Source organism: Niameybacter sp. (assembly GCF_036655075.1).
GTDB lineage: Bacteria > Bacillota > Clostridia > Lachnospirales > Cellulosilyticaceae > Holtiella.
Genome location: NZ_JAVVQU010000078.1, coordinates 1 through 3794, shown reverse-complemented (window position 1 = coordinate 3794; position 3794 = coordinate 1). Strand labels below are relative to the sequence as shown.

Below are 3794 nucleotides of genomic sequence, written 5' to 3'. Positions count from 1 at the left end.
CGAGAGGAAGCTAAGAAAGAAGCTGCAAAGGCATTGCTGGATCTATTGGATGATCAAACAATTGCAACAAGAATAGGGCTATCGCAACAAGAGGTACAGTCTTTAAGGAAGTTAATGATGAAATAGAGTGATAAAAGAGACAATATGAAAAGGGAGTATGGCACAACGAGATGATAACTCGTTGTGCCATACTCCCTTTTGTTAAAGCGCTTTATTTTGCCATTTGCCTCTTTTATAGAAAATAATGGTGAGCAGTGCACCAGCAATCCCAGATAAGCATTGGGTAATGGGCATAGCTAAGTAGCCAAGAGCCAGTATGGTCATCATGCGCATACTTAAAGCCACCAATGAAGGAGTAATGTAATTTTGTAATTTTAACAAAAATATATTATAATAATATAAAATTTATAATAAGGAGAAAAAATATGAATACTCAAGAGCAGATAAAAAAAGTGATAGAATGCCTACAGGTGAAGCCTATTTCCCTAGAAGATGAAAAGATTACTCTACCTTATGTGCCAGAAGGATTTAGTATAGAATTTATAGGCGCAGATTATAAACAGATTATAGATGATGAAGGCAATATTCATAAACCACTTGTAAATCGCACAGTCATTGTTGATTTTAAGGTGAGCAGTCAGGACCACGAAATGTGGACAAAGGGTATAGAGCTACTTGTACCAGGAAGAATCCAAGAACAAGTAGGTGGAAATAGTAAACCTTATGTTATTCCCGAAATACAAGAATGGATAGGATTAGAAGGAGAATGGACCCTTACGAAGGACCAGGTCATAAGACTAGATAGGCAATGGGAAAAAGAGCTACTACCGCTTGCACATCAGCTTAAAGAAGATCTTTGTGGGATCAGTGGGCTAGAACTTAAGATAGAAGTAGGCGGTAAGGCAGGTAGAGGAGATATATGCTTAGGCTTCGATTGCGAAGATCTGGCTATAGGTGATGAAGGTTATATGATGTTCATAGACAAGTGCATCATGATAAGTGCACTTCATAAAAAGGGTGTTTTCTATGGAACAAGAACCATGTTGCAAATTTTAAAAAGTAAAAATAATCAAATACCAAAAGGCATTATGAGAGATTATCCTAGGTATAAAAAAAGAGGTTTTATGCTAGATGTAGGACGAAGGTTTTCTTCTATGAATGCTTTAAGAGAATATGTAAAGCTTATGGCATGGTATAAAATGAACGACTTCCAAATCCACTTAAACGATAATGAGATACATATAAATGAAGCAACGTGGAAAGACCAATATGCAGCGTTTAGATTAGAATGTGATACCTATAAAGGTCTAGCTGCAAAAGATGGTCATTATACGAAAAAAGAGTTTGGAGAGCTTATAGATTTTGCCAAGGACTATGGTGTAGATATCGTGCCAGAGATTGATACACCCGCCCATTCTCTAGCCTTTGTACAGTATGATGAAACTTTAGCATTAGGCACTGGAAAAGGAAGAGACCATTTAGATATTATGAAAAAAGAGACTTATGAATTTGTAGATAAGTTATTTGAGGAATATATGGAAGGTGCGCATCCAACTTTTAGATTTGAGGATATTCATATAGGAACAGATGAATACTTTGGGGATACACAGCAACTAGAAGCTTTTAGAGCGTACACAGATAGATATCTTAAATGGATTAAGGCTAAAGGAAGGACACCAAGATTATGGGGGAACTTAAGTAGATTTAAAGGAGGCACACCTATAATGAGTGAAGGGGTTATTATTAATATTTGGAGTCTAGATTGGGTGGATGCAATCGAGATGATTGAAGCTGGGTATGACATCATTAATTCTGATGATACAAGATTATATATTGTCCCTAGTGCCAACTATTATAGAGAATACCTAGATAAAGAAAACTTATTTGATAGATGGACGCCTAATCTCTTTAGAGATGCATATACCATTCCCGCGGGACATCCACAATTATTAGGTGGTGCCTTCTCTATTTGGGGTGACATCATAAAGGTGAAAATTTCAGAAGAAGAGATTTATGATAGGGCGAAAGAATCCATACAAATCATAGGACAAAAATTATGGAATAATGATTTTTCTGGAGACTACCTTGTCTTTGATACAGTGTGCAAAGCAGTCCATACTGAACCGATGAAAGAATAGAAAATGTCAACAACATTTGATACAATAATAAACTATAGGGCAGTAGCCAAGAAATTGGAGCACCCCAATTTATAGAATATAGAGGAGAGACAAAATGACAGAAATATCTAAACGCTTTTTAGAACAACTTATTGAAACACCATCTCCATCAGGTGATGAAGTAGCGGTACAACGCTTATGGATAGACTATGTGAAGGGATTTGCTCACCAAATTGAAACCGATGGAGTAGGTAATGTGATGGCAGCAGTCAATCCAGAGAAACCTTTTAAGGTGATGTTAGCAGGACACTGTGATGAAATTGCCTTTATGGTGAGTCATATTGATGGAGAGGGGTATATTTATATTACTAAAGCAGGTGGCATCAATCCAAAGGTGGCACTGGGAATGAATGTACAAATACTTGGGCATAAAGGTATGCTTAAAGGGGTTGTAGGTGTGAAACCACAACACAAAGGCGGTCCAAAAGATAAGATAGAAATGAGTGACTTATACATAGATTGTGGCGCTGCAACGAAGGCTGAGGTAGAAGCCTATGTGACAATAGGAGATTATGTGATTTATGATACAACCTATGAATACTTATTAAATGACCGCATAGTAGGTCGTGGGCTAGACAACAGAACAGGTGCTTTCATTGTAGCAGAAGTCCTAAGAAGAGTAGCAGATCAAAATCCAAATGTTGCCGTATACGCAGTGAGCACTGTTAATGAAGAAACCAATATGGGAGGGGCTTACTTTGCTGCAAGTCATATCAATCCAACGATGGCTATTGCCTGTGATGTATCCTTTGCGACAGACCACCCAGAGATGAGTCCAAAAGAGAGTGGTGCAGTAGCCCTTGGCAAAGGTCCAATCTTATCAAAAGGTGCACCAATCAACAAGAAAATCAACCAACTTCTAGAAACTGCAGCTACTACACACAACATTCCACTTCAATATGAGTTGACACCAGGCAGTACAGGCACAGATGCAGACCGTATGAGACTCACAGGTAAAGGCGTACCAGTTGCTCTTGTATCTTTACCACTCAGATATATGCATGCACCTTGTGAAGTTGCAAGTATGAAAGATATTGAAAATGAAATTGAACTTTTAGTACAAATGATCATGAGTCTTGAGGGCACTGAAAGTTTAAACCCATTAGATGAGTTCAAATTTTAAATACACAAGGAGAAGAAAAGTACAATGGATATTTTATCAATTGCAATCATTGTATTCTGTGTTATGGAAACGGCTAATGTTCTTATTTTATATTTTTCTCCAGACTCGAGACTTGGCAATGGAGTTGCTGTATTTGATTCTTGGGAGGATGCAAAAAAAGATGAACCAATGGATCTTTTTGCACATTATATGACTTATTGGGTAGCGGGTACAAAGCTTATTTTTATTGTATTATTACTTGTGGTATTGTTTACAGGAACGGAGCTCACAAAGGTATGGGCGGTTGTAGCAATGATTCTTTCAATTGCTACCTATTTTTGGAGACTACATCCCATTATTAAGAAACTAGATAGTTTAGGAAAGGTTACCCCCAAAAATTATTCTAAAGTATTAGGATGGATGATTGCAGGATTTTTAATAATGTTTTCTGTAGCTTTAGGTATTGAGTTATTTGGAATGTTATGCTAGGTACAGTTTATTGTTAAAAAGTTCAT

The 3794-nt window shown here is 37.1% G+C and carries 4 protein-coding genes; 3 read left to right on the top strand and 1 reads right to left on the bottom strand.

Translation table 11 applies throughout. From position 1 onward, the window contains the following. Positions 1–201: 201 nt before the first annotated feature. Positions 202–333, bottom strand: coding sequence for a hypothetical protein (locus RRY75_RS13555; RefSeq protein ID WP_332717261.1), 132 nt, complete (start codon positions 331–333; stop codon positions 202–204). 92 nt (positions 334–425) lie between these two features. Here RRY75_RS13555 and RRY75_RS13550 point away from each other — a divergent pair, with 92 nt between their 5' ends. The 3 genes from RRY75_RS13550 to RRY75_RS13540 all read left to right on the top strand — a co-directional run bounded on the left by RRY75_RS13550 (position 426) and on the right by RRY75_RS13540 (position 3768). Continuing rightward, positions 426–2138, top strand: a complete 1713-nt coding sequence (locus RRY75_RS13550) for a family 20 glycosylhydrolase (RefSeq protein WP_332717258.1) — start codon at positions 426–428, stop codon at positions 2136–2138. A 94-nt stretch (positions 2139–2232) separates the two neighbouring features. Then, entirely contained in the window at positions 2233–3300 is a 1068-nt protein-coding gene (locus RRY75_RS13545) for a M20/M25/M40 family metallo-hydrolase (RefSeq protein ID WP_332528013.1), read from the top strand. 24 nt (positions 3301–3324) lie between these two features. Beyond that, on the top strand, positions 3325–3768 hold the full coding sequence (locus RRY75_RS13540) for a hypothetical protein (protein WP_332528014.1): 444 nt from the start codon (positions 3325–3327) through the stop codon (positions 3766–3768). Positions 3769–3794 lie beyond the last annotated feature (26 nt).

Bases quoted from the DNA above. Each gene is read 5' to 3' on its own strand.
- RRY75_RS13555 (WP_332717261.1), bottom strand. From the start codon at position 333: ATGCGCATGATGACCATACTGGCTCTTGGCTACTTAGCTATGCCCATT.
- RRY75_RS13550 (WP_332717258.1), top strand. From the start codon at position 426: ATGAATACTCAAGAGCAGATAAAAAAAGTGATAGAATGCCTACAGGTG.
- RRY75_RS13545 (WP_332528013.1), top strand. From the start codon at position 2,233: ATGACAGAAATATCTAAACGCTTTTTAGAACAACTTATTGAAACACCA.
- RRY75_RS13540 (WP_332528014.1), top strand. From the start codon at position 3,325: ATGGATATTTTATCAATTGCAATCATTGTATTCTGTGTTATGGAAACG.